Source organism: Psychrobacter sp. 78a-MNA-CIBAN-0178 (genome assembly GCF_040309625.1).
Taxonomy (GTDB): Bacteria; Pseudomonadota; Gammaproteobacteria; order Pseudomonadales; family Moraxellaceae; genus Psychrobacter; species Psychrobacter okhotskensis.
The window spans coordinates 104,763-130,868 of sequence record NZ_JBEOOZ010000002.1; the positions used below are offsets into that span (position 1 = coordinate 104,763).

Annotated in this window: 18 protein-coding genes, 1 tRNA gene and 1 pseudogene; 11 read left to right on the forward strand and 9 right to left on the reverse strand. The window is 44.2% G+C overall.

Annotated elements, in window-relative coordinates; translation table 11 throughout:
• Positions 1 to 71: 71 nt before the first annotated feature.
• Positions 72 to 809 (reverse strand): TetR/AcrR family transcriptional regulator, encoded by a 738-nt coding sequence (locus AAEY80_RS02190; protein WP_201566070.1) that lies wholly within the window; start codon positions 807 to 809, stop codon positions 72 to 74.
• Between the two features lie 265 nt (positions 810 to 1,074).
• Between AAEY80_RS02190 and AAEY80_RS02195 the strand changes: the two genes are divergently transcribed.
• The 5 genes and pseudogenes from AAEY80_RS02195 to AAEY80_RS02215 all read left to right on the forward strand — a co-directional run bounded on the left by AAEY80_RS02195 (position 1,075) and on the right by AAEY80_RS02215 (position 6,544).
• The gene (locus AAEY80_RS02195) at positions 1,075 to 2,226 is read left to right on the forward strand and encodes an acyl-CoA dehydrogenase family protein (protein WP_201566071.1); all 1,152 of its coding nucleotides are present in this window, start codon (positions 1,075 to 1,077) and stop codon (positions 2,224 to 2,226) included.
• A gap of 97 nt (positions 2,227 to 2,323) precedes the next feature.
• On the forward strand, positions 2,324 to 3,964 hold the full coding sequence (locus AAEY80_RS02200) for a long-chain-fatty-acid--CoA ligase (RefSeq protein ID WP_201566079.1): 1,641 nt from the start codon (positions 2,324 to 2,326) through the stop codon (positions 3,962 to 3,964).
• A 63-nt stretch (positions 3,965 to 4,027) separates the two neighbouring features.
• A pseudogene (locus tag AAEY80_RS02205) lies at positions 4,028 to 4,987 on the forward strand (NAD(P)H-dependent flavin oxidoreductase).
• Positions 4,988 to 5,201: 214 nt separating this feature from the next.
• Complete coding sequence (locus AAEY80_RS02210; protein ID WP_201577444.1) at positions 5,202 to 5,717, forward strand: helix-turn-helix domain-containing protein; 516 nt, start codon at positions 5,202 to 5,204, stop codon at positions 5,715 to 5,717.
• The gene (locus AAEY80_RS02215) at positions 5,705 to 6,544 is read left to right on the forward strand and encodes an IS3 family transposase (protein ID WP_265088546.1); all 840 of its coding nucleotides are present in this window, start codon (positions 5,705 to 5,707) and stop codon (positions 6,542 to 6,544) included. Before AAEY80_RS02210 ends, AAEY80_RS02215 begins: the two co-directional genes overlap by 13 nt.
• Positions 6,545 to 6,598: 54 nt before the next feature.
• Here AAEY80_RS02215 and AAEY80_RS02220 read toward each other — a convergent pair.
• The 7 genes from AAEY80_RS02220 to AAEY80_RS02250 all read right to left on the reverse strand — a co-directional run bounded on the left by AAEY80_RS02220 (position 6,599) and on the right by AAEY80_RS02250 (position 15,842).
• Positions 6,599 to 6,675: transfer RNA gene (locus AAEY80_RS02220), tRNA-Ile, on the reverse strand.
• Positions 6,676 to 6,758: 83 nt separating this feature from the next.
• Positions 6,759 to 7,565, reverse strand: coding sequence for a pteridine reductase (locus AAEY80_RS02225; RefSeq protein WP_350587829.1), 807 nt, complete (start codon positions 7,563 to 7,565; stop codon positions 6,759 to 6,761).
• Between the two features lie 33 nt (positions 7,566 to 7,598).
• Positions 7,599 to 8,801 carry a tRNA nucleotidyltransferase/poly(A) polymerase-related protein gene (locus tag AAEY80_RS02230; protein WP_350587830.1) on the reverse strand — a complete coding sequence of 401 codons (1,203 nt, stop codon included), beginning with the start codon at positions 8,799 to 8,801 and terminating at the stop codon, positions 7,599 to 7,601.
• A 166-nt stretch (positions 8,802 to 8,967) separates the two neighbouring features.
• Positions 8,968 to 11,310, reverse strand: coding sequence for an NADP-dependent malic enzyme (locus AAEY80_RS02235; RefSeq protein ID WP_201608601.1), 2,343 nt, complete (start codon positions 11,308 to 11,310; stop codon positions 8,968 to 8,970).
• Between the two features lie 354 nt (positions 11,311 to 11,664).
• Positions 11,665 to 13,131: a protein adenylyltransferase SelO gene (locus tag AAEY80_RS02240; RefSeq protein WP_201566926.1), complete on the reverse strand. Its 1,467-nt coding sequence runs from the start codon at positions 13,129 to 13,131 to the stop codon at positions 11,665 to 11,667.
• A 282-nt stretch (positions 13,132 to 13,413) separates the two neighbouring features.
• Positions 13,414 to 14,811, reverse strand: coding sequence for an acyl-CoA desaturase (locus AAEY80_RS02245; RefSeq protein WP_350587831.1), 1,398 nt, complete (start codon positions 14,809 to 14,811; stop codon positions 13,414 to 13,416).
• A gap of 302 nt (positions 14,812 to 15,113) precedes the next feature.
• On the reverse strand, positions 15,114 to 15,842 hold the full coding sequence (locus tag AAEY80_RS02250; protein ID WP_025650686.1) for a glycerophosphodiester phosphodiesterase: 729 nt from the start codon (positions 15,840 to 15,842) through the stop codon (positions 15,114 to 15,116).
• A gap of 427 nt (positions 15,843 to 16,269) precedes the next feature.
• On the opposite strand from AAEY80_RS02250, the gene AAEY80_RS02255 reads away from it, so the two are divergent.
• Entirely contained in the window at positions 16,270 to 17,250 is a 981-nt protein-coding gene (locus tag AAEY80_RS02255) for a hypothetical protein (RefSeq protein WP_350587832.1), read from the forward strand.
• 148 nt (positions 17,251 to 17,398) lie between these two features.
• Here the strand turns inward: AAEY80_RS02255 and AAEY80_RS02260 are convergent, their stop codons facing one another.
• Positions 17,399 to 18,037: a cob(I)yrinic acid a,c-diamide adenosyltransferase gene (locus AAEY80_RS02260; protein WP_025650684.1), complete on the reverse strand. Its 639-nt coding sequence runs from the start codon at positions 18,035 to 18,037 to the stop codon at positions 17,399 to 17,401.
• A gap of 232 nt (positions 18,038 to 18,269) precedes the next feature.
• On the opposite strand from AAEY80_RS02260, the gene cysS reads away from it, so the two are divergent.
• From cysS to pdxH, 5 genes are all read left to right on the forward strand, one after another.
• Positions 18,270 to 19,730, forward strand: coding sequence for a cysteine--tRNA ligase (cysS, locus tag AAEY80_RS02265; protein WP_201577843.1), 1,461 nt, complete (start codon positions 18,270 to 18,272; stop codon positions 19,728 to 19,730).
• A 144-nt stretch (positions 19,731 to 19,874) separates the two neighbouring features.
• Entirely contained in the window at positions 19,875 to 21,881 is a 2,007-nt protein-coding gene (locus AAEY80_RS02270) for a mechanosensitive ion channel family protein (protein WP_350587834.1), read from the forward strand.
• Positions 21,882 to 22,284: 403 nt separating this feature from the next.
• Positions 22,285 to 23,757: an IMP dehydrogenase gene (gene guaB / locus AAEY80_RS02275; protein ID WP_350587835.1), complete on the forward strand. Its 1,473-nt coding sequence runs from the start codon at positions 22,285 to 22,287 to the stop codon at positions 23,755 to 23,757.
• 196 nt (positions 23,758 to 23,953) lie between these two features.
• Positions 23,954 to 25,321 (forward strand): phosphoglucosamine mutase, encoded by a 1,368-nt coding sequence (gene glmM, locus AAEY80_RS02280; protein WP_101212701.1) that lies wholly within the window; start codon positions 23,954 to 23,956, stop codon positions 25,319 to 25,321.
• 85 nt (positions 25,322 to 25,406) lie between these two features.
• The gene (pdxH, locus tag AAEY80_RS02285) at positions 25,407 to 26,060 is read left to right on the forward strand and encodes a pyridoxamine 5'-phosphate oxidase (RefSeq protein WP_350587863.1); all 654 of its coding nucleotides are present in this window, start codon (positions 25,407 to 25,409) and stop codon (positions 26,058 to 26,060) included.
• The last annotated feature ends 46 nt before the right edge of the window (positions 26,061 to 26,106 follow it).

Below are 26,106 nucleotides of genomic sequence, written 5' to 3' on the forward strand. Positions count from 1 at the left end.
GGTAGTCAACTAATTCAGGACGGCTGATAAGAGGGTTTTATTAAAGTGGTGTCTCTCTTCTTCTAGCGCTACTAAGACGAGTTTTGCATTGCCTCAGGTTTTGACATCGAACGCCATAATATATCAAATAAGGCATCAAAATTTGCATTGAGCGGGGCATCTGCTTGACGAATCGTTTTCATAATACCGAGACGGCTGATAAACCCCATAAACACGTCAAATAAGATATGCAGTGGAACCGTCTCCACCAGTACCCCTCGCTTTTGACCATCCTCAAGCACGCTCAAAAAAGCATTGATAAGCTCTTTATTATTGTAAATAGCGATGTTATGAAAACGCGCTATCGATACCTTCGATAACACCATCACGGCGTCAGGATGAGTGTCGACAAAATCTAAGCACACCCATAACGTCTTACGCAGACGATCTTCTACGCTATCAATACCTTGCAAATGATCCATCATCCTTGTCGCTAGCCTACCAAGCACTATATCCATAATAGTATAAAGTACCGTTTGTTTATCGCCAAAATACTTATAGAGTGTTTGCAACGAGACGTTTGCAGCCTTAGCAATTTGTATCATCGTAATATCGCTAGCATCACTACTAGCAAAAAGCTGGCGTACGGCTTTCTCTATTTTATCTAAAGTAGCAGGGCGCATATCGGACAATGGCGCTAAGGCTAAAGACTCCGTTTGAGCAATCAAATTAGCAGAGTTGCTTTTATGTTTGCCACGTTTATTTTTGGCGCTTTTTTTATCAATGTCAGTTTTGCTACTTGCTTGCGCTTTTGAGCGAGTGGTTTTCATATTTAGTATCTCCTTGATAATTCTAGCTTATCAATTTTTAAAACCAGCAGTTAATATTTAGGATAATTATAATTACCATTATAATGAACTCTGTTGCAAATGTAAGATTTATTTTATAAGATAAAAGCAACTAGGCTAGTATTAATATGTATTTTTATAACTTTATAAAAGGTAATATTAATTACTATTTTATAATTTTTTATTATATTATCCGTGTAAGAAGTTTAACATCCATTAAAACTAATACCATATCAAGGAAGACTTTATGACTATCGCCTGTTTTAAACCGAAGTGGATGGACGAAGAAATCGAGATGCTGCATGAGAGTGCGCTAAAAGTGTTTAAAGGTTGGGAAGTGCATGATGAAAAATGGCGTGAGAACGGCATGCTTGACCGCGCAGCTTGGCTAGAAGCTGGCGAGATGGGCTTTTTATGCGCCTCGATGCCAGAGGAATATGGCGGCGCAGGCGGTGATTTTCGTCATGAAGCGGCGCTGATTTATGCACAGTCAGAAGCCAATCAAGCAGGTTTTGGCGGCTTTTTGCATTCAGGAATTGTCGCCCCTTATATTTTGCATCATGGTACCGAAGAGCAAAAGCAGAAATGGCTACCCAAGATGGCGACCGGTGAGCTGATTGGTGCAATCGCGATGACTGAGCCGGGTACAGGCTCTGACTTACAGAATATCAAAACCTTCGCAGTCAAAGACGGTGATGATTATATTATCAATGGCTCTAAAACCTTTATTACTAATGGTCAATTGGGCAATTTAATAATCGTGGCTTGCAAAACGGATAGAGAGCAAGGGGCGAAAGGCGTTTCGCTGATTGTAGTAGAGACGGACAATGCGCCCGGGTTTGAGCGTGGCAAGAAGCTAAAAAAGCTCGGTATGGCGTCTCAAGATACCTCGGAGCTGTTTTTTAGTAATATGCGAGTGCCACAAAAGAACCTCTTGGGTACGGTTGAAGGTATGGGGTTTATGCAGCTGATGCAAGAGCTGCCGCAAGAGCGTCTCATCGTCGCCTTGGCGGGGGTTGGTGCCATGAAATTGGCACTGGATCTCACCATTGATTACACCAAAGAGCGCACCGCTTTTGGTAAGCCAGTATGGAGCTTTCAAAATACCCGCTTTAAGTTAGCAGAGTGTAACAGTCATTATATCGCTTCAAGTGCCCTATGCGATGCTGCTATTGAATCATTACTGGAAAAAGAGCTAACGGTTCAACATGCGGCTTTAATTAAGTATTGGGTGACCGAAAAGCAATGCATCGTCATGGATGAATGCGTACAACTATTTGGTGGTTATGGCTACATGATGGAATATCCAATTGCACGACTCTATGCCGATGCCCGAGTACAAAAAATCTATGGCGGTACCAATGAGATTATGAAGGAACTGGCCTCACGTTTTATGTAAAAGCGGTTTTTTGATATCAGTACTTTATACCCCTTTTATACCTCTATTTTATATTTATTATTCAGAACGAACTTTCAAGGAAGAAAGTATGAAAAGTATGCTCGGACACATGATGCAACGGCCATTGTTGATTAGCCATTTGATTGAACACGCTGCCGATTACCATGGTGATACACCGATTTATTCGCGTGAGACTGATGGTAGTACGACTCATACTGATTGGAAAACGATACATAATAACAGTAAGCGCCTCGCAAACGCTTTAGCCAAGCTGGGCATAGAGCAGGGCGATCGCTTAGCGACCATCGCATGGAATAACCGTCGTCATCTTGAGATATGGTATGGGGTGTCCGGCTCCGGCATGGTATGTCATACCATCAATCCACGTTTATTTCCGCAGCAAATTATCTATGTTGTTAATGATGCTGAGGATCAAGTGCTGTTTTTCGAAAAGACGTTTTTACCGCTGGTATTAGGGGTTAAAGACCATCTGCACACGGTTAAGCATTTCATTTGTATGACCGCGGCTGACGAAGAGGTCAGAGCGCAACTCCCTAATGTTCTATTCTATGATGAGCTGATAGATGAAGAGTCAGATGACTATAAATGGCCTGAGCTTGATGAAAATGCACCAAGCTCGCTATGCTACACCTCAGGTACCACGGGCAATCCTAAAGGCGTGTTATATACCAATCGTAGTACGGTGCTACATAGCTTCGCGGCCAGCTTACCTGATTCAATGAATTTATCGTCACAAGATATCGTGTTGCCTGTAGTACCGATGTTTCATGCCAATGCATGGGGTTTGCCTTATGCGGCGGCGATGATTGGGACCTCAGTGGTGCTACCAGGGCCAAATTTAGATGGACACAGTTTGGCCAATATGATCGATGAGTATAAGGTCAATGTGGCGGTTGGCGTACCGACTATTTGGCAAACCTTACTAGCAGCGGCCAAAGAGACGGGGACTAAGCTGCCTAGCCTTAAACGTAACGTCGTTGGTGGTTCAGCTTGTCCATCGTCCATGATTAAAGCTTTTCGTGATGAGTTTGATTGCGAGACCTTACATGCGTGGGGTATGACGGAGACCAGTCCACTAGGGACCGCCAATCAGCTCAAAGCCAAACATAGCGAGTTATCAGCAGACGATAAGCTAAAGACGCGTCTGTCGCAGGGTCGTCCGCCATTTGGAGTGGAGATTCGTCTTGTTGATAAGGATCAGAACAATAAGCTACTGCCTAATGATGGTAAAACCTCAGGCAATCTACAAATTCGAGGATATTGGATTGTCGATAGTTATTTCAATAGTGCAGAGTCGGCACTTGAGGCTGACGGTTGGTTTGATACGGGTGACATTGCAACCATCAATGAGGACGGTTATCTAAGCATTCGCGACCGTGCGAAAGACTTAATAAAATCAGGTGGTGAGTGGATATCCTCAGTAGAGCTAGAGGATATTGCTATGTCGCATCCGGCGGTGGCTATGGCAGCGGTCATCGGCGCTAAGCATCCAAAATGGGATGAGCGTCCAATAATTATTGCTCAATTAGCAGTTGGCGAGGAGTTAACAGAGGAGGCCTTAATCGCTCATTATGAGGGAAAGCTTGCAAAATGGCAGCTTCCGGACGCCGTAGTCTTTGTAGACACTGTTCCGCTGAATGGCACTGGAAAAATGCTCAAAAAGGATATGCGTGAACAGTATGAAAATCATCTCATTGAGCGCGGTTTGATCGATTAATTAAAGTGAAGCGCTAGTTTCCCTAGTATCAATATATATTTATAAACTCTAAATGGACTTGTTATGAAAACCAGAATCACCGAAATGCTCAATATTAAATACCCTATTATCCAAGGCGGCATGATGTGGGTGGGCACTGCGGACATGGCGGCCGCTCGCTGTATCAAATGCTGGCGGTTTAGGCATGGTTACCGCCCTCACGATGCCGACGCCTGAAGCGCTGACCAAAGAGATTGCCCGTTGCCGTGAGATGACGGATAAGCCCTTTGGCGTTAATTTAACCATTTATCCTACTATCAATCCGCCGCCTTACGATGAGTATATGGACGCCATTATCGAAAGTGGGGTCAAGATTTTAGAAATCGCTGGCAATAATCCCAGAGACTTTATGGCAAAACCCAAAGCGGCCAACTTAATTACTATCCATAAATGTGTGTCGGTTCGTCATGCTTTATCTGCTGAGCGCCACGGTGTCGATATAATATCTATTGATGGGTTCGAGTGTGCTGGTCACTCAGGAGAGGAAGATATCGGTGGCTTGGTGCTCATCCCAGCTGCCGTCAAACAGCTATCAATCCCTGTCATCGCCTCTGGCGGTATCGGGCCGCCGCTTTAGTATTGGGTGCAGAAGGCATCAACATGGGCACGCGCTTTTGTGCCACTGTCGAGGCGCCCATGCATGATAATATTAAGCAAGCGTTAGTCAACGCCTCAGAGCGTGATACTCGCCTTATTTTTAGAAGCCTAAATAACACGGTCCGCGTCCTCAAAAACGCTATTTCAGATGAAGTTGTCTCAATGGAGTATCAAGAAGGCGGCGTTGAATTTGCTGAGATACGTCCGCTAGTCGCTGGTGCGCGTGGTCAAGCCGCACTGAATTCAGGAGAGGTGGATAACGGGGTTATCACCGCAGGTCAAGTTGTCGGTCTTATCGACGATATCCCTACTTGTGCCGAGCTCATTGAACGTATCGTCGCTGAGTGTGGTGAGCGCTTATCTGTTGCTTCAAGCTGGATGAAGTAAAATCTATAAAGTTAAGCCATATTAATTTGTTTGAATAATGGTAAACCCTGATATTAACAACATCACCTGAGAAAGTTAAAATTCATACCTAATCCCTACATGCTATGCAAGTAATAGCATGTAGGGATTTTCCGAAAACTTAGACAACAAAAAAACCCTTCAAGCCTAATGAACTGACCCCCATAAGTTGGACACAACTTCTGGGGGTTATTTTATGAAATACGACATAGACTTTAAGATCAAAGTCATAGCATACTACCGTCAAGGACATAGTAGCGGTGCGACAGGTGAGAAGTTTGGACTTGATAACAAAATGGTATCTAAGTGGGTTCAGCAGTATCAGCATAGTGGTATAGACGCCATCAAACCTAAGACTAATAAAACTAAATACAGTAGCGACTTTAAGTATAAAGTGATCGCTGTGATGTTAGCAGAAGGATTAAGCCAATCTGAAACTGCCCTTAGGTTTAATATCAGCTCACCTGCGCTTATTAGCCACTGGCATAAAGCTTACAGGCTCCATGGTATGTCTGGACTCACATCCAAATATAAAGGTAGTCATCCCATGACCTCTCCTATCACAGACAAACCCGATAATGAAAAGACACTAGCAGAGCTCAAACGTGAAAACGCATATCTACGAGCGGAGAATGCCTATCTAAAAAAGCTCGATGCCTTGCTTCGGGAAAGGGAACAAGCCGCGACAAAGCAAGGCTCATCGAAGGATTGAGACTAAAGCACACGTTATCTGACTTACTCAGCATAGCAAAGCTTGCGCGGAGTAGTTTCTACTACCGTAGGGCGAGTCTTAGTAGTCAAGATAAATACGCCGATCTTAAACAGCGTATTAGTGACATCTATCATCAGCATAAAGGTCGGTATGGCTACCGTCGAATCACCCAAACCCTTAAGAATGAGGGTCTCATTCATAACCACAAACTGATTGCACGGCTGATGGGACAGCTTAAGCTGACAGCGAGAATCAGACGACAAAGGTACCGATCCTATAAAGGAGCGTGCGGCGTCATTGCTAAGAATAGAGTCAAGCGCAAGTTTCGGGCGGGTGCGCCCAATCGCAGATGGCTGACAGACATTACTGAATTTAAAGTCGGCGATGACAAGCTGTACCTGTCACCGATACTTGACTGCTTTAATAATGAGATTGTCAGCTACCAGCTATCAAAACGACCGGTATATGACTTGGTCAAACAGATGCTTGATCGTGCGCTTAAGGGCATACCAACAAAGCGCACCGAGCAGCTCACGCTGCATTCAGATCAAGGATGGCATTATCAGATGAAAGCGTTTGCGAATACGCTTAAAGAGAATAACATTAAGCAAAGTATGAGCCGAAAAGGGAACTGTTTAGATAATGCATTGATGGAAAGCTTCTTTGGGTCTTTAAAGTGTGAGACGATTTATATTAAGAAGCCGAAAACCATTGAAGATTTAGAGAAACAGATTCATGAGTATATGCATTATTATAATCATGAGAGAATTCAGCTTAAACTAAAAGGACTGAGCCCTGTACAATACAGAGCTCAGTACTATCTTTAATTAAACCGTCCAAGTTTCGGGGGTCAGTTCACAATGACTGTAAGGGTTTAAATTTGGTGGGCCCAGTAGGACTTGAACCTACGACCAAAGGATTATGAGTCCTCTGCTCTAACCAACTGAGCTATGGGCCCTAACGGTAGACGCACAATGATACCTGATTTTTTTTATTTTTCAAGTAAAAGTTAGCAAATCGCGTAGAGTATTTGACGGCTTGTTAATAACTGCCACCGGCCAGCGTCAAACTACGTCCACCATCTACCGCGACTATCTCGCCGGTTACATAACTTGCTTTAGCCAAATATAGCACGCAATGTGCAATTTCATCAGGCATTCCTATTCTTTGCATGGGAATGGAGCTAACGATGCTTTGTTGTTGCTCATCATCAAGCGCTTGATCGCTATCAGTCTCAGGCAAAATATTGACTCCAGGGGCAACGCCATTGACACGTACATCAGGTGCCATATCGAGTGCGAGAGATTGTACCATCATTCGGTGAGCGGCTTTCGCCATGTTATAGATGGTATAAGTGCTGAATGGCTTATTGTGTGCATGGATATCGAGTAGGCTAATGATGCAACCTTGCCGTGCTTTAAGATAGGGATATAACGCTTGGCTTAATAGTAAGGGCGCTTTTGCATTAGTCAAAAACAATTCGTCCCATTGCGCGTTTTCGATACTACCAAGCGGACTCGGATAAAACCGTGACGCATTATGTACCAGCACATCGAGCTGACCAAAACTTCCTATGATATTTTGGATGAACTGGCTAAGAGCCGAGCTGTCATTAATGATTGCCAAATCAGCGACGATTACCACGGCACTATCGGCTCGATTTTCATTTAGCTCATTGGCTAGGGTATTTGCTGCATTCTTACTATGATGACAATGGATAATCACCCGATAGCCCTGATAGTGTGCGGCACGAATAATAGCGGCACCAATACGCTTGGCGCTGCCAGTCACCAGCATCACTGGTGCAACAGTATTTTCTGCTAAAGATATCTTAAGTTTTTGATTCATAGTTAGGTTTTAATAGACATTGAAGAGTGATTTCTAAGCCATCTTTTCAGAGGGTATTGATGACATATCGTGCGCTTGTAAGTGTTCAATTCTGGCTTGTCGCAATGCAGCACCAATCGCTGGACCTTTGAGGTCTGATTCGATATCTTTGACGCCAATAGCATGGAAGCTGCCTAGAGCTAACATCATCTCACGGTGCTGAGAGGCGAGCTGTAACACGTGACTGGTTACTAGCAGTTGCGAGAGCTTATCAGGCTCTTTATGAGCACTACAGGCTTGAATAAGGTCTATTTTTTCGCTCGGGCTCAACTCGTTTATACGCTTTAATTTTTCGCCTTGTTGCACGAATAAAGTCGCAAACTGAGTTTGGGCTTTTGGTATTTTGGCGGTGTTGCCTATTTCAGTAATGGCTTTTGTGGCAGACATCGTTTCACTGGGTACTAAACCGAATAACGCCGGATTAAGGCTCGACAGTAATAACGCCCAGCGTTGTGATAAGTTCAATTGCATTTGACCCGCGAAATATAGTGCGGTCTGTACCGTCTCTCTTATGTGACCGTTAATGCTCCACGTCTGATGTAAGGGCGCAAAGTATTCTGTTAAAGCATCGATTTCGAACAGTTGCTGCCAGTATACCTGAGGAGAGACCTGCATCATTGCACGGCTCGATTCTTGCCAAATGCGCTCGCTACTTAAATGTGTTAGTTCGCCCGAGCTGACCAACTGACGCATCAATTCCAGTGTTTCGCCAGCGATGATAAAGCCCAAGTCATAATACCGTCCATAAAAGCGCGCGACTCGCAGAACACGCAATGGGTCTTCGCTAAAAGCACTAGAGACATGACGTAGGGTTTTGCTTTTTATATCATCCAGTCCACCATAGTAATCGACCACTTCGCCACTGATAGGGGTGGCGTCAGTGAGGCTAGTAACTTCGATTGCCATGGCATTGACGGTCAAGTCGCGACGTTGTAGATCGTCTTTTAAGCTGATATCAGGACTGGCATGAACATTAAAGCCTTGATAGCCTTGACCTTGCTTACGTTCGGTACGAGCTAGCGCATACTCTTCATGACTGGTAGGGTGCAAAAACACAGGAAAATCTGCGCCGACTTGTTGAAACCCAGCAGCTATCATCTCAGCTACTGTCGCCCCAACGACGACGAAGTCTTTGTCTTTGATAGGACGACCTAACAGTCGATCACGTACTGCGCCGCCGACGAGATAAACTTGCATAATATTCCCTAGGTATTGACCCAATTGGCATTCATAGCATGAATAGAAGTGGTACTGAGCAAAAAAAACCAGTCAATGCTTTATTAAAAGCGTTGACTGGTTTTAGTATAGCAGACCGTCGCGATAAATAAATTATAGCGACAGTCTCAATAGTGCACTCATACTATCATTGAGCTTCGTCCTTTAAATCCTGAGCTTCATTCTCTAGATCTTGAGCTTCCGTCACGGCAAGCGCAGTCATGTTGACCACACGACGAGCGGTAACTGATGGCGTTAGGATATGGACTGGTTTATTCGCACCGAGCAAAATAGGACCAATAGAGGCGCTACCAGTTGCTGTTTTGAGCAGGTTAAAGGCGATGTTTGCTGAATCAAGCGTTGGCAAGATAAGCAAGTTTGCGGCACCTTTTAATGGGCTTGATGGCATATCTTCTAGACGAATCGCTTCGTTCAGAGCAGCATCACCTTGCATCTCGCCTTCAAAATCAAAATCAACATTCATATCGGTTAGTAATTGATACACTTTACGCATTTTGACCGCGCTGGCACGGTTTGAGGTACCAAAGTTAGAATGTGATACGAGCGCAACACGTGGCGTGATCCCAAAGCGGCGTAATTGATTAACGCCCAGAACGGTCATTTCAGCCAGTTGTTCAGCCGTTGGATCTTCATGGATATAGGTGTCAGCGATAAAAATATTGCGATCTTGCATAAGTACGGCATTCATCGCATAAAAATCTTTGACGCCTTCTTTTTTGCCAATGACGCTTTGTACGTAGTCTAAATGCAGTTGATAATGGCTAAACGTACCACAGATCATACCATCGGCATCGCCATTTTCGACCAATAGTGAGCCGATTAATGTGGTCTTGCGACGAACATCACGGCGGGCAAGTTCAATACTAACGCCTTTACGCTTGTTCTTCTCATAATAACCCTGCCAGTACTCTTTATAGCGTGGGTCGTCATCTTGATTGACGATAGTGATGTTCACGCCATCTTTTAGACGCAAGCCCAGTTTTTCGATATTGGCTTCGATAACTGAAGGACGACCAACCAAGATAGGTTGCGCCAGTTCTTCGTCGACGACGACCTGAACCGCAAGTAAGATGTTATTGTCTTCGCCTTCACAATAAACAATGCGTTTTGGTGCGGCTTTGGCACGAGCAAAAATAGGCTTCATGACAAAGGCTGAGTTATAGACAAACTCAGATAGACGTTGACGATAAGCTGCAAGATCTGTGATAGGAAGCGTGGCAACGCCGGAATCCATCGCCGCTTTGGCAACCGCAGAAGCGATTTCAATGATTAAGTTTGGCTCTAATGGGCCTGGGATTAAGTAGTCACGACCAAAACTTTTCATCGATTCGATGTTTCTAACATTGGTGGTCGGTGTCGCTTCAACGTGCGCCATGGCAGCAATCGCACGTACACAGGCAACTTTCATCTCTTCATTGACAGTCGTAGCACCGACGTCTAATGCACCGCGGAAGATATAAGGGAAACATAAGGCATTATTAACTTGGTTTGGATAATCCGAGCGACCGGTCGCCATAATGACGTCTGGACGTACAGCATGTGCCAACTCTGGCATAATTTCTGGTGTGGGGTTGGCAAGGGCAAATACAATAGGGTCTTTTGCCATACGACGAACCATATCTTCTGATAAAGTTCCTGGCATAGATAGCCCAAGGAACATATCGACATCATCCATCACTTCATCGATAGTAGTCGCGGTCGTGTCACGAGCGTAGCGTTGCTTTGTTTCGTCAAGGTTTTCACGGCTGGTGCTAATGATACCGCGTGAATCTGACACAATGATATTGTTTTTATTGACACCAAGTGCACAAATAATGTCTAAGCAAGAGATTGCTGCTGCGCCAGCACCTGAACAGACGACTTTGATATCTTCAATTTTTTTGTCAGTGATAATCAACGCATTGAGCATGGCAGCGGCAACAATGATTGAAGTACCATGTTGATCGTCATGGAATACAGGAATGTTCATGCGTTTACGCAATTCACGTTCGATTTTGAAGCATTCTGGTGCTTTGATGTCTTCTAAGTTGATACCACCAAATGTTGGCTCAAGAGAAGCGACGGCTTCGATGAATTTATCTGGATCATTTTGGGCAATTTCAATATCAAAAACATCGATACCTGCAAACTTTTTGAATAGAACGCCTTTACCTTCCATCACTGGTTTTGACGCCAATGGCCCGATATTACCTAGACCCAGTACGGCAGTACCGTTGGTGATGACGCCGACCAAGTTGCTACGCGCGGTATATTTGGCAGCCAAGGCTGGGTCTCTTTGAATTTCAAGACAGGGTATGGCAACACCTGGTGAATAGGCGAGTGCCAAATCACGTTGATTGGCCAATTGCTTGATAGGCGTAACTGAGATTTTACCCGGCCTTGGGAACTCATGATAATGGAGGGCAGCTTGTTCAAACTGCTCTTTTTCCGTAGTAGGGTTATCCGTATTCAAAGTGATATCGTCATTCATAATAATTGCCATGGTTGGAATAAATTGGAATAGATTAAATGGTGATAAAAAAAACTAACGCCTAACCCTCAAAAAACCATGCAATATGATGAGAAGAGGGTAAAGTCACACTAAAAAAATAAGTATCGGCAAAAGATAAGTATCGGCGCTTAGATAGCAGCGAAAAAAAGCAATCCTGCAAAATAATCATTCTAGCATCATTGGCATTTCACTGCCTAGTCAACAGCTGTGAATTATGCGAATAATATAATTAAATGATATTCATCATTTAGCCCGTTGATAATGCCAAAGATTGGGGTTGAATATCAACCCCAATCCTATTATGTTTCAAAATATTACAGTATAGCAGGCTTATTAAGACGAACAACTAATCGGCATTTGCGGTGCATGAGGCGTAGGCGGCTTACTATCCAGTTCGATAGCGATATCTTGGACATTATAAGGGTCGGCGAGTAGCTCGAACACCCGATTAACTTCTTCAAATTGACCTTGTTCAGCGGCAGTAATGGCACGCTGAGCCATGCTATTACGCAGCACATAAACGGGATTATTCTCTCGCATGCTATCGAGCGCTTGTTTGACAGACACTGACCGTAATTGGGCCAGATAGCGCGTCGACCAATCTTGCCAAACTTTACTTGCCTCATCGGTGAGTTCTGCTGTCAGGGTAGACAGTAGCTGCTGCTCATGAGGATAATCATCTGGTGCTACGAGAGCCAATAATGCTCTAAAGCTATTGGTATAATCGAGTAAGTTATCTTCGAGCAAGGTGAGCCATTCAAAGGCCAAGGTTAAGCTCTCTTTTTCGTGCGGCAGACCGAGCTTACGGCACAGTCCCTGTTGGTAGTGCTGCATAAAGGTCGCCTCGTAAGGCGCCAAACAGTCAGCCAATGTCTCACGGGTGACTCCTTCTAGGCGCATAAAATGCGGTAGCCAAGTATTGAGATTCCAATGTCCGATAGCAGGCTGATTTTGATAAGCGTAACGCCCAGTATGGTCAGAATGGTTGTTAATCCACGCCGGATCGAAGCGCTCCATAAAGCCAAACGGCCCAAAGTCTAAAGCACTTCCTGTAATGGATAAGTTATCGGTATTCATCACGCCATGAGCAAAGCCGATTAGCTGCCAGTCCGCAATCATTCGTGCGGTACGCTCAACCACGGCGGTCAAAAATGCCAACACGGGTGTCTCGCTTTGGCGGCACTTTGGATAGTACGTATCAATCATATAGTCGGTAAACTCGCCGAGCAGGTCAGGTGCAAAGCTGGCAATCCACTCAACATGACCGAAGCGAATGTGACTGTCAGCAACGCGCATTAATGCCGCTCCAGCTTCCATACGCTCACGGCGCACTTTGGTATCTGATACCACAAAGCCCAAGGCATTGGAAGACGGGATACCTAGCTGAGTGAGGGCATGACCACATAAATACTCGCGAATAGTACTGCGTAACACGGCGCGCCCATCACCCATCCGCGAATAAGGCGTCAGGCCGATACCTTTAAGATGTAAGTCTTGCAACGTATCATTATTATCGAGCACTTGTGCCATCAGTAAGCCGCGCCCATCACCCAATTGGCCTGCCCATTGCCCGAACTGATGACCCGCGTAAGCCATGGCTAAGGGTTCAAAATCTGCTGGCAAGTATTGACCACCGAGTATCTCAACCCAGCGCGCCATTAAATCCTCATCATCTGCCCAGCCCAATTGCTGTGCCACCTGCAGGTTGAAGTGACCAATCCGTGGATTTTCTAGCGGTGTAGGAGGTTGTTTGTGATAGAGACGTGTGTCTAGATTGACGTAGGTGTTTTGATAGCGCATACAAGGCTTTCCCATCGGCTGATAAAATCGAATTATAAAGTGAGTAACTTACTATAGCATAGCCTTACCATTGCAGCGTTTCGCTCTGTCCATCTCTTGTAATCTATACCTTCAAATTTTGCCTAATTAATCCTGTCCGATTTCATGCGCCTTGCAGATAAATAAGTGCTGTGAATAAACGCTAAACAAAAAAATCCCTCTATCTATTACAGATAAAGGGAAGGAGAAAAGCAAAAATAAGAAAGTCACATTAACGTCACATTACGGGTCTGCTGTTAACGCTTAAGCGGCTTTGGAGCTGTGACCAATAGAGCGAAATGCTGTCTTTAAATTACTGTTATGCTCAAGGATTTTTTGCTCAACTTTGGCATAGTCATGCTTTAGCATCTCTTCAACTTCATGCAGGCGATCAGCAAACTCGGTCTTTTTTAGCTCAATAGTTTTGGCTTTTAGCGCTTGCCATTCTTCGACCGTTTGCGTAAAGGCATCATATTCAAACTTGATACGATCTTGGAAACTCTTCATCGCATGCGGAATATCAAGTCCGTTCGCAGTGGCACTATCAATCTGCTGTTGAGCCTTTTTGAACTGCATTTGTACTTCAGCATGCTTAATGGTGGTGTCGTCAACCGTACGTAATTCACTGGTTAACCCAAGTTTAGATAAGCCCAAGATAAGCCATTTAGTTGGATCATATTGCCACCATTTCACGCCATTACGATAGTCGTATTGGAAGAAGTGATGATAGTTATGATAACCCTCACCCCACGTAAAGATAGCAAGGAAAAAGTTATCGCGCGCACTATTGGTATCCGTATAAGGACGCGTACCAAACATGTGGCATAACGAGTTGATAAAGAAAGTAAAGTGGTGGGTCAATACCAAGCGCAGTAGACCTGCCAATACGAGCGTGCCCCAAACGTCACCGATTAACCAACCAACTGCCGCAACCATCGCAACGTTGGTAGCCAGTACCCATAAACCATAGTATTTATGCTGAATCTGTAGCACTTTATCTTTGGTCAAATCAGGAATGTTTTTATAATCAAAGCGACCACTAGGATAATTGCGTAACATCCAACCGATATGACTGAACCAAAAACCACGTCTTGCTGAATAAGGATCTTCCATGCGGTCATCAACATGACGATGATGCGTACGGTGGCCCGATACCCAGTCAAAAGCAGAGCCTTGAACCGCAAGGGTTGAGCCAAGTAATAGGAAGTTTTTTACCAAGGGATGGGCTTTATAAGCGCGATGCGACAATAGGCGGTGATAGCCTGCAGTGATACTAATACCGGTCCACACCATAAAGGCACCAAACACGCCCCAAACCGGCGCACTAACTTGATGGGTCATCAAGTACCATGGCGTAATGACGGCAGCAGCAATAGGCGTTGTAATCAGAAAAATCGCTGGAACCAGATTGATGGGCGACTTTTGAAATTCAAGCTCAAGCGGATCGATACCTTCATAGTTAGCGACTGCATTGGCATCTTTATAACCGCTCGTCGTCGCAAACTGCGTATCGGCAGCCTCATCAGTTTTGCTTTTGCCAGTATCAAGCCACGTCTTCACGCGCAGCGCCTGAGTGCCAGCATGCTGTATAAGCGTATCACCCGACTTCATGGCAAAACGCAAGCCCTTAAGTGGTAAGCCTATTACTTTTTTAGCAATCATGTAATATTCCTAATGATATTAATTTCAGCCTCCATATTACCCTAAAAGACTAGTAAAGTGAACAGTCATACACTAGAAAAATATTGCTAAATAACAATAACTTGTAGGAGTTATGGTAGTGATTAACCCAAACAATCCCTTACTTATCAGCAATTAAGTGAAAGTGTAAGTAAAAAGATAAATATGTGTGCGATAAAAACGTACAAATGACTATCGAGCCAATTAATTAGCTGGCTTTTTTAAGCCATTTTCAAGCAAGTTTTTTGAAATATGACAAAAAGATAGGTAAGAAGTTCACTTACTTAGCGCGTGAGAAAATAGGTTGGATAATCGGTAATGATGACGTCGACTTGCCACGTAATAAGCTGTTTAATCGTCTCGCTATCATTGACGGTCCACGCGCTGACTGGCAGGTGATAACGATGACAGTGCTTAATGACTGCTTGAGTCAGCAATGGATAGTGAATACCTAGCTGGACGCAGCCAAGTTGCAGGGCAGTTTGTGGTGCGCTTAGCAAAGTTTTAGGGGTGCGAATCAGTAAGCCACGCAGAATATGTTGTAAGGTTTTATTGCGTTGCAGCCGCGCGTGTAATTCGACATCAAAGCTAGTCAGGACAATAGGTAAGCTAGCAATCGGGGTGTCAAGGAGATTACGTGTCAATGCATGTACCAACTGCGTGTAATTGGTACGCTCATGAGTCTTTATCTCAAGCTCTATATAGCTAAAATTGGTCAATGCTTGATATGCGCGGTCTAAAGTAATAAGTGGGTGTTTATCCTGACGATAGCGCTGAATCTCAGCGAGCGTTAATTGATCGATGCGCGATTGCTGACCACACATGCGTTGTAGATTGTCGTCATGGAATACGATTAATTGCTCATCCGCACTCAACTGTACATCAAACTCAACCCCTGCTAAACCTTGAGGATTGAGACGTTGAGCGTGTTCAAAACCTGCTAAGGTATTCTCGACTGCTTCACCACGCGCACCGCGATGACCGAGTAAAAGTGTATTGTTAAGATTTATCATAATGAGGAACTGTCGGCTATTTTTACGAGTAATGATATAGCGTCCAACCGACAGAATCTAACGAAATTTGCAAAATAGTTTTGGATTAAATACCGTCTTAGAGGGTTGTGATATTGAAAAGTAAGCTAATATTTGAAAGTTGTTTCAGGAATAGTTTGTTGCAAGTTTCCGCTAGAATTAAGCCCTTGTTTAAATATTCTTAGCGATGATATAAGTATGTATTTGTTATGTTTTTGCAACCAAACATAGGTTTTGGGCACAATGTAAGACATTATTTGTACAGCAAGGGGTCACACTAATGACCATCTCATTTAAACACCTTATAATAATGTGATTTTCAAATCTATCGCGGCAAGTGTTGCGATCTGAATGTCAAATACTGTCCATCGCTGACGGTAAGAATTAGTAAATTGGGAGCAAATTGAGTATGAGCGCAACAAAAAGCAAGTGGATCAAATGGCAGCACGTCGCCGGTATTAGTCTGATATGTGGTTTGGCCGTGACAGGTTGTGATCGCTCAGATAAAGACGATAACGCTGAGACGACAGAGGCAACAGTAGAACAGCCAGCAGTTGACGATAATGTCATCACGCCTGCCGTCAGTTGTGATGATCCGATGGTACAAGACCGCTTGAAATCCGCGCTAAAAAACACGCTCAATCAGCAGGCTCAAACGTTGGCTGCCAATTATGCCAATGAGGCAGAAATCAGTCTAAATAGCGGTGTTGTCACTGACAAAATCAATGGTATTGTCATTGACGTACAAAATGCAGCGATCTTACAAGAAGCCAATAACAACGGCATGACCACTTGTCAGGCAAGCGTTAGCATGACTCTGCCAAGCGAAGATTTGTATCAGGCCAGTCAAGTACAAGCGGCCGGTAACCAGCCAAGCTTGCAGTCTCGCTTAGCGCAAAACAATATTCGTATCAATAATAATATGCTCGTTGACGACGCCTTTACTTATGTCGTCGGTACTCAAGGTGGTCAAGTTCGTACCCGTATTGCTGGACAACCGGCATTATTGACTGTGGTGGCAGATATGATGGCAGGATCTGCATTTAAGTCAGCAGTTGATGAGCAACGTTCCCAGCGTGCCGCTCAACAGGCTGAGCGTCGCCGTGACACTGCACAGAACAATAATAACAACAATCAATCAGCGCCAACCCGTCAGCCAAGAACTGTGACGCCGACGGCCCCTGCTCGTCCAGCTGAGCCTGCTACGCCACCGACCATTAACAATCCAAGTAGTAGCCAAAATAACAGTCAGAGCAGTGCTACAGAAAATAATCAAGCAGCGCCAAGCACTGACACCAAAAAACCGGCAACCCAAACCTCGCCAAAATTAGTACCTAATGATGAGAGCATTGATATGGTCATCATTGAAGATGACAGTGCTACTTATTAAGTCATAAAAACGCAGCAGTTGCTACGTGATACAACTATAAAAAAGCCCGCTACATTAACGTAGTGGGCTTTTTTATAGAACTAACCTTTTTGGATAAGGTGGGATTGCTATAGTAAAACTACATCATTTGCCTTTATGCTATGGGTGACTATTTATCATTAGCAAAATCTTGCAAGACTTGATTGTCCCACAGCACCTCAGAGACTTGGGCAGGGTCGGTACAAAAACGCGCGGCAACGAACAACCAATCAGACAAGCGATTGATAAAGCTAACGGCAGTACTGCGAATCGCTGCTGGACGCTCTTGCTGCAATAGTACCGCTTGGCGCTCAGCGCGGCGGCAAACCGTACGCGCGACGTGTAGTTGACTGACCAATAGTGAGCCTGTCGGCAAGATAAAGTCCTTGAGCGGTGGCAGAGTTGTGTTCATCGCATCAATTTGTTGTTCTAGCCATTCAATATGGCTGGCATTAACGCCTTCATATTCTGGCATGGCCAGCTCACCGCCGATATTAAATAATAAATGCTGAATTATGACCAAGGCTTGAGCAAAGTCTAACTCTTTTTGCTGTTGTAAGCGTTCAGGCAGATGTTGTTGGTTTGCGTTTTCATTATCAGTAGCTTGTGTTAAGTGTGCCCGTACCAAGCCGATGTGTGAGTTGAGCTCATCGATATCGCCCATTACGCTAAATAAATTGTCGGCTTTACTTACGCGACTGCCATCTGCCATACCGGTGCTACCATCATCTCCGGTGCGCGTATATATTTTGCTTAAGCGATTGGCCATTTCTACATCCTTAACGGTTTTTATCATTGAATAGGGTTAGTTGCGCGCTCATTGTAGTATTTTCCAGCCGATTTCGCTAAGATAATGGGTTAAGTTTTATAAAGCGTTTATAAAGCGGTAACTTTCAAGTTTATAATCTTATTAGTCGCGGTTAGTGGCTAATAGTACGATACTCATATTTTATCGTCATCTCAATTTATCTATCTTGTTCTAATTAAAAGGCTTTTATACCATGACCACACCTCTTGCCGATGCGATGTCTCAGCTTGCCATTTATGATTCACTGACGGGCGGTAAACGTCAGTTTGTACCACTTAAAGCCGGGCAAGTAGGTATGTATGTGTGCGGCATGACCGTTTATGATTATTGTCATATTGGTCATGCGCGGATGATGATTGGCTTTGATATGGCAGTACGTTGGCTAACACAAATAGGTTATGACGTTAATTATGTGCGCAATATCACCGATATTGATGACAAAATCATCGCGCGCGCGAATGAAAACGGCGAGGCTATCAGTGCATTGACTGAGCGCTTTATTAAAGCAATGCATGAGGACTTCTCAGCCCTTGGCTGCTTGACGCCTAATACCGAGCCGCGTGCGACTGACCATATCGATGAGATGCAACAAATGATTGAGACGTTAGTTACCGGCGATTATGCGTATGCTGGCGATAACGGCGATGTCTATTATGCTGTAGATAGCTTTGCAGATTATGGTAAGTTATCAAAACGTAATCTCGATGATATGCAGGCAGGCTCGCGCGTTGATGTCGAAAACGACAAACGCAACCCGTTTGATTTTGTCCTATGGAAAGCGGCTAAACCTCATGAGCCGCAATGGGCATCACCGTGGGGTCAAGGACGTCCAGGTTGGCATATTGAATGCTCGGCGATGTCGACCAAGTGCCTAGGCAATACCTTTGATATCCATGGCGGTGGTCATGATTTACAATTTCCACACCATGAAAACGAGATTGCTCAATCTGAAGCAGCGACTGGCTGCGAGTATTCACGTAACTGGATGCACGTCGGCTTTATCAACGTCGATGGCGAAAAAATGTCTAAGTCATTAGGTAATTTTTCCACAATTCGTGATGTTATTGCACATTTTCATCCTGAAACGCTGCGCTTCTTTTTATTATCCAGCCATTACCGTAGCCAAGTAAACTTCTCGGATAGTGCGTTAGATGAGGCTCATAATAGCCTAAGCAGACTATACCAAGCGCTCAAAGTTGCTGAACAGCAAAAAGGTGAGGAATTGACGATTAATGATTCTTTAATAAATGACGCTTACAGCAGCCCTGCTGGACAAGATTTTATCAAAGCCATGAATGATGATTTTAATAGTTCAACGGCAATTAGTGTCTTGTTCGGGTTGGCCCGTGATATCAATAAAGCGATCAAAGCTGAAGAGGTAGATACTGCATGGCAGTTGGCGCAGCAGCTCAAAGCCTTGGCACAGGTATTAAATATTCTGCAGCAACCAGTATCACAGTTTTTGCAAGCTGTCATTGGCGATCAAGCGGATAATGGTTTAAGCGATGCGGCTATTGATGGTCTAATCATTGAGCGTGCAGAGGCTAAAGCCAACAAAGACTTTGCGCGTGCCGATGAGGTGCGTGAACAATTAAAAGCGGCGGGCATTGAGCTTGAAGACAGCCGAGCTGGTACGACTTGGCGCCGTGCTTAATAGTGCTGTGTTTAATAGTGCTTTGCTGAATATAGAAGCTATCAACAATAAAGTACGTCAACTAATAAATTAAGTCAGCATTGAGCTGGCTTTTTTTTGTAGACTGCATTAGGTTAGAAACACACCGAGGCCAAGATTTTTCGTATGCAAAACTCCCTTAATTCTCTAAATACGACCCACGTTAAAAACGTCAATCATAACGCTAATGTTATTGAGGGTTCTGCTAGCGATGACAATGTTGTGCGTCATCATAGTGGACTGACATTTTTACTCAGTATGCTCGTCATGTTGTGCAGTGTGTTTTATATTCCAGCAACTGCGGCAACCGGTAGCGATACAACAGTTGATAGGCAAGACACTACAAAAAATACTGAGATGGCAAAGCCAGAAAACCTGATAGATTATACAGCGCAGAAAATTGATCAATTCAAACAAGACGGCATTAGTGTCTCAGATATTGCAGAAGAAACCTTCAATCCTTTAGACAAGGATGCCGTGCAGCAGGCAGGCATACTGCAAGGAGATACTGGTCTCACTGGTGATTATAACGAAAGCTATTATTCCTTAAACAAGCTAAATGCAGGATTGCCGCCGTTAGCTGAACCACCGAATTTATCTACGCCGCTTGCCACATTAGAGTTTTTTCAGTCAGCCGTCATGAAGCAGCAGTATGACTTGGCCGCTTATGCACTCAATATGAACCTCATTGATGACAAGTTGCAGCGTAATCGGGCGATTGAGCTGGCCAAACAGCTTGATTTTTTGTTGGTTGAAAAAAAACTCTATGTTTTTGATAAATTGCCAGACCGTCCTGATGGTTTGATTGAGCCACCGCTTGGCAGCACCAACAGTATTCAAGGGATACCCAGACGCTCTATTCAGCTTGGCTATATCGATTATCGTGAACGTCGCGTACCGATATATTTAGAGCGTGTGCGCATTGATGACAGTGCGCCTTTTTGGATATTTTCTGCCCAAACGGTTGGCAATATTGACAACCTTTATGAACAATACCATCCCGCAAAATTCGAACGTTACTTACCAACATGGACAAAATTACAGTTATTTAGTATCGCTATCTGGGAGTTTTTAGCGTTATTTATTTTCTTCTCTTTTACTATGGGAGTAGGTTGGCTATTAAGTACCGCCGCTGGCAAGCTTCTTAATTGGTATGTCAAAGATAAAGAAGGCAATCGGCTGAGTACGGTTCACCATAATAGCGTGGAAGATTTGGTCAATAAGCTGACGGTACCGCTGACCTTTTTCATCAGTTTTTCATCGGTATTTACTTTAGTATCGGGCGGTTTTCCTTACTTAGACGCGGTCGCGTCATCAACTCGTCCAATTATTTGGGTAGGACTGGTTTTTAGCGCACTGTGGACGGGTATTCGAGTGATTAATTTCTTTGCCAATCGCTACAAAGATTTGCAGATTGAGAATTTAGGCGACGAGCAATTTGATAAAGGTCGTCGTCGCCGTACTTACGTTTCTATATTTCGCCGCATTTTTATCTTCGTCATGATCCTTGGTAGTATTTGGATTGGCCTCAGTGAGTTCACCAATATTCAAGGATTGGGTAAGACCTTGCTGACTTCCGCAGGTATTGCTGGTGCAGTTATCGGTATCGCCGCTCAGCCGATATTGGGTAATGTCATTGCTGGTATGCAGGTTGCCATCACTCAGCCAGTGCGTATTGGTGATACGGTCATGATGGAAGGTGAGTGGACGACGATAGATGATTTGGGCTATACCTATGCGGTTCTGCAGACTTGGGATGAGCGCCGGTTGATTATTCCAATGCGCCACTTCGTCACCGAAATCGTAGAGAATTGGTCGCATACAGACTCGCATCAAACCTGTGTGATTTATCTCTACGTCGACTATGGCGCTGATGTCGAAGCAATCAGACAACAATATATCAAGCTGGTCAAAGCGAACGACTTATGGGACGGTGAAACTGAGCCTGAAATGTATACAGTATCCGTGTCCGAAAACACCATAAAATTACGCTGTAGCCAAGCGTCTGATAGTCCTATCAACGCTTGGCGGTTGGAGTGTCAGGTACGCGAGCAGATGTTAAGTTATTTATATGCTGAACAGCAAGCTTATCTCCCCGCTGAGCGCTTGATATTTAAAGACACTAGCGTATAAGTTGGAACGGTCAATAGGTATAGTGGACAGCAAGCAAAGTGGCAAAAACAGACAAACTATTGATGTTAAAATAAGCTAACAAATAAGCATGCGATTTGCTTGTTTATTTGTTATAATATGGCGTTATTTTTAAGGGATAACTGAGCGATTAAAGATAAGAGGTTGCAGTATTTGTGTCTTCTTACCACTGATAAATCAATAGCTGTTTTCCAGTGTCTTTGTTTACTGATAAAAAATATCTAATGACAAATAACAACTGGTACATTGCTTATTATCTAAAGCTCTATGATTCAAAGCCTTTCATAAATAAGGGTTGAACGTCGTAAAGTCATAATGGTGATCTTGATTGATTGTCTTAATGCGAAAATCCCACCCATCAAAATAACCACCACTAGGGGTCTGTATGTTACGAATTGTCGATGAAGCCTTTACCTTTGATGACGTTTTATTGTTACCAGCCTACTCTGAAATCCTGCCAAAATCTGCTGATCTGTCCACGCGTCTGACCAAAAGTATCACACTGAATTTGCCATTAATCTCGGCTGCTATGGACACGGTCACCGAATCTGAAATGGCTATTACCATGGCACAGCTAGGTGGTTTGGGTATCTTGCATAAAAGCATGGATATCGATAAGCAGGCCACGCAAGTACGCCGCGTCAAAAAATTCGAAGCAGGAACCGTGGTTGATCCTATTACCGTTCACCCTGAAATGACGATTGGTGAATTATTAAGATTGACTCAAGACAATAATATTTCAGGTGTACCAGTGGTAGAGAAGGGTACTGATAAAGTCGTTGGTATCGTGACCCATCGTGACTGGCGTTTTGAGACCAATTTGTCGTTACCAGTTAGCCATATCATGACGCCAAAAGAGCAGCTAGTCACCGTGCAAGAAGGTGAAAGCAATGAAAATATCAAAAAATTGCTGCATGAGCACCGTATTGAAAAAGTGATCGTGATTGATGAAGACTTTCGTCTGCGCGGTTTGATTACGGTCAATGACTTTGCCAAAGCTGAGAATAATCCAAATGCGTGTAAAGATGAGCAAGGTCGCCTACGGGTTGGCGCTGCTGTCGGCACTGGCGCAGATACGCAAGCGCGCGTTGAAGCCTTAATCGCCGCTGACGTCGATGTTATCGTGGTCGATACCGCCCATGGACATTCAAAAGGCGTGATTGAAAAAGTTTCTTGGGTCAAGAAAAATTTCCCTCACGTACAAGTCATCGGTGGCAACATCGCAACCGGTGATGCCGCTCTAGCATTACGTGATGCGGGCGCTGATGCAGTAAAAGTCGGTATTGGCCCTGGTTCTATCTGTACCACCCGTATTATCGCGGGTATTGGTGTGCCACAAATCTCGGCCATTGATAATGTAGCCAGCGCCCTGAAAGACAGTATTCCATTGATTGCTGATGGTGGTATTCGCTTCTCAGGTGATATGGCAAAAGCTATCGCGGCCGGTGCTTCATGTATCATGGTCGGCTCACTAATGGCTGGTACCGAAGAAGCGCCAGGCGAAGTTGAGCTATTCCAAGGTCGTTATTATAAAGCGTATCGCGGTATGGGTAGCTTAGGTGCGATGTCAGGTCAAAACGGCTCATCAGATCGCTATTTCCAAGATGCCAAAGATGGGGTAGAAAAGCTGGTTCCAGAAGGTATCGAAGGTCGCGTTCCTTATAAAGGACCAGTGGCAGGCATCGTCAATCAGTTGGTTGGTGGTTTACGCTCATCAATGGGCTATACTGGCTGTGCGACTATCGAAGATATGCGTACCAAACCACAGTTCATTAAGGTGACGTCTGCGGGGATGAAAGAGTCGCATGTTCACGATGTGCAAATTACCAAAGAAGCCCCGAACTATCGAGTAGATTAATTCATATTCTGTAGTCCTACTGACGTTGATAATTGCTGACAGACAGTAGGATAGTGACATCAAGATACAAACAGCCAACAATGCCCCGTCATTGTTGGCTGTTTTTTTTGTAAAATACACAAATAGAATATACTGGTTATTGCCTTGCCTACGCGCCCGTCTGGCGTTTCATTTTTAGACTTGAGGAACATTTATAATGAGCTACTTTGGCACTGATGGTATTCGCGGAAAATTTGGTGAATTACCGATTACCCCTGATTTTATTTTAAAATTAGGCTATGTGACTGGACTGGTGCTCATAGAAAACAATGACAATCCTACTCGTAAGCCGAGCGTGGTCATTGGCAAAGATACTCGTCTATCAGGCTATGTCATCGAAGGTGCGCTACAAGCAGGCTTTAATGTGGCAGGCGTTGACGTGTATATGGTAGGACCATTACCAACACCAGCTATTGCGCATCTCACCCGTAGCTTTAACGCGGATGCTGGTGTCGTTATTTCCGCATCGCACAACCCATACTATGACAATGGCATCAAATTATTCTCAGGGGATGGCAAAAAATTGACCGATGCGATGCAAAATGCCATCAATGATAAATTAAAAGCCATGATGGCTTCTTCTGATAGTAATGATGCGCTCATGCCTATTCTTGATCCAGCAAAATTAGGTAAAAACAACCGTATTGATGATGCCAAGGGTCGCTATATTGAGTTCTGTAAAGGCAGTTTCCCTTATCAGTACGACTTAGATCATCTGACCATCGTGGTCGATTGTGCCAATGGTGCAGGTTACAGCGTCGCCCCAAGAGTCATGCGCGAGCTGGGCGCCAACGTGATTGCTATCAATAATACACCGGATGGTATCAATATTAATGCTGACTGTGGCTCGACCCACCCAGAGAGTTTACAAAAAGCCGTGCTCGAGCATGAAGCAGATGTCGGTATTGCCTTAGATGGCGACGGTGATCGTATCGTGATGGTCGATGAAACCGGTAAGTTGGTTGATGGCGACGGCATCTTATACGTGCTTGCCACTCAAGGCAAAACACCTGCAGCGGGAGTGGTTGGTACGCTCATGACTAACATGGGCCTAGAGTTGGCATTGAAGGAGGCGGATATTGCCTTTACCCGTGCTAAAGTAGGCGATCGTTACGTTATGCAAGAGCTTGCAGCTAATGACTGGATACTAGGCGGCGAACCATCTGGGCACATATTATGCTTAGACAAAAGTCGTACGGGCGATGCTATTATTGCAAGCTTACAAGTATTGGCTGTCATGCAAGCGCAGGATAAAGCCCTAAGTGATCTCACAGAAGGTTTTGAAGTCTTGCCACAAAAACTGGTTAATGTACGCTTATCTACTATGCAAGATCCTTTTGAGCACAAAGAGCTGGTCGCCGCTTTTGATAAAGCCCGTGCCACTCTAGAGGGTCGTGGTCGTTTACTAATTCGTCAATCGGGTACTGAGCCAATGATTCGAGTGATGGTCGAATCAGATGATGAGATAGAGTGTGACGTTATGGCAAATGATTTAGCTGAGCAAATCAAAACGGTATTGGGTTAATCGATATTTATAACATGACAACAGTCAGTAAAAAACTGATAATCGTCATCAATAAGAATATGAATAATAAGGAAGCAGTATGAGCATGGACTTTACCGATCAGCGCCTCTCCTATGAGAAGGGCACACTTGATCAACAGTCAATACCCACCTCACCATTTGAGCTATTGAAAGCGTGGATGAATGAGGCACTAGCACAAAAAGTGCAAGAACCATACGCCATGAGTTTGGCAACATGTGGGGCAGACAACAAGCCCAGTGTACGTATCGTATTACTGCGCGAGATTACCGATAATGGCATTATTTTTTATACTAATTATGAAAGTGCCAAAGGTCAAGATATCGCTGAAAACCCCAATGCAGAAGTGCTGTTTTTTTGGCATGAGCTTGAACGTCAAGTTCGTATCAGTGGTTCTATTGCTAAGATTGATACTGCAAAATCCGCTGCTTATTTTCAAAAGCGTCCACACGATAGCCAAGTAGGCGCATGGGTCAGCCAACCACAGAGCGGTGAAGTGGCCAGCCGTGACGTCATGGAACAGACCTTTGATCAGCTACAAGCTGACTATCCAGACAATAGCCAAGTGCCAGTGCCAGCATTTTGGGGTGGTTATGAGATTACCATTGAGCAAGTTGAGTTTTGGCAAGGCCGTGCCAATCGTATGCATGACCGCATTGTGTATACCCAAGATAGCAAACAGAATAATGCCAGTTGGACAACTAAACGTTTACTACCATAAAGTTAAATGAATAAGTGTAAGACTGATATATTTCAGCTTGTTTTAA